This is a genomic window from Buchnera aphidicola (Pemphigus obesinymphae) (genome assembly GCF_026122815.1).
GTDB lineage: Bacteria > Pseudomonadota > Gammaproteobacteria > Enterobacterales > Enterobacteriaceae > Buchnera_C > Buchnera_C aphidicola_BJ.
Genome location: NZ_JAIWQW010000033.1, coordinates 1 through 1,470, shown reverse-complemented (window position 1 = coordinate 1,470; position 1,470 = coordinate 1). Strand labels below are relative to the sequence as shown.

Genomic DNA, 1,470 nt, shown 5'->3' with positions numbered 1-1,470 from the left:
TATCTTTTAATAAAGAACTATGTATAGAAAAAGCTTATAAATTAATTAATATGTTTGAAGAAGAAGGTTTTGATCGTTCTAGAATTTTAATTAAATTAGCTGCTACTTGGGAGGGGATCAAAGCTGCTGAAGAATTAGAAAAACATAATATTCGTTGTAATTTAACTCTTTTATTTTCTTTTGTTCAAGCACAAGCATGTGCAGAAGCTGGTGTTTATCTTATTTCTCCTTTTGTAGGTAGAATTTATGATTGGCATAACAAAATTACTCCTATAAGAACTTATAGTTACGAAAAAGATCCAGGTGTGATGTCTGTACATAGGATATATAATTATTATAAAGAAAACGGATATTCTACGATTATAATGGGTGCTAGTTTTCGAAGAAAAGAACAAGTTTTAGGTTTAGCAGGATGCGATCGTTTAACTATATCACCTTTTTTATTATCAGAATTACAATCTAGTACCGATATAGTAGAGCGTAAATTATTTAATATTGAAAATAACTTTAATCCTGGAACAAAGGTGACTGAATCAGATTTTCGTTGGTTACATAATCAAGATATTATGGCTGTTGAAAAATTATCTGATGGTATTCGTCAGTTTGGATATGATCAAATTAAATTAGAAAAAATGGTGGCAGATAAATTTTAGTATATGTACGTATATCTTTTTAGTATTGATTTATTAAAATTATTTTAGGAAAAATATTATTATTCATTAATTTTTATAAGGATAATTATGTATTCAGAAAGAGAGTTGGCAAATGCAATTAGGGTATTAAGTATAGATGCAATTCAAAAAGCTAATTCAGGACATCCTGGAACACCAATGGGTATGGCTGATATTGCTGAAGTGCTATGGAGAAATTTTTTAAAGCATAATCCTGCAAATCCTTTATGGTATGATAGGGATCGTTTTGTTTTGTCTAATGGTCATGGATCTATGTTGTTATATAGTCTTTTACATTTGACAGGATATGATGTATCTATTGAAGATTTAAAAAATTTTAGACAGATGAATTCTAAAACACCTGGACATCCTGAGATTGGAGCTACTCCTGGGGTAGAATGTACTACTGGACCATTGGGTCAAGGTTTAGCATCAGCAGTAGGTATGGCAATAGCTGAACGTACTTTGGCATCTTATTTTAATCGTTCTTATTATAACATTGTTGATCATTATACATGGGTTTTTATGGGTGATGGATGTATTATGGAAGGTATATCTCATGAAGTTTGTTCTTTGGCTGGCACTTTAGGATTAGGGAAATTAATTGTTTTTTATGATAAGAACGGAATATCTATAGATGGTAAAATAAATGATTGGTGTAATGACGACACCGCTTTGCGTTTTAAATCTTATCATTGGCATGTTGTCGATAATGTAGATGGTCATGCTCCTGAAGAGATTAGGAATGCTATTATAGAATCTAAAAGTGTCATAGATCGTCCATCTATTATTATTTGTA

1 protein-coding gene and 1 pseudogene are annotated in these 1,470 nt (G+C 30.5%); both read left to right on the top strand.

Annotated elements, in window-relative coordinates; all coding sequences use genetic code 11:
- Positions 1-653 (top strand): transaldolase family protein (locus LDP10_RS02880; protein ID WP_265197242.1); only part of this gene is annotated, 653 nt, incomplete at its 5' end.
- Between the two features lie 87 nt (positions 654-740).
- Positions 741-1,470: pseudogene (locus tag LDP10_RS02875) on the top strand (transketolase); the annotation flags it as partial.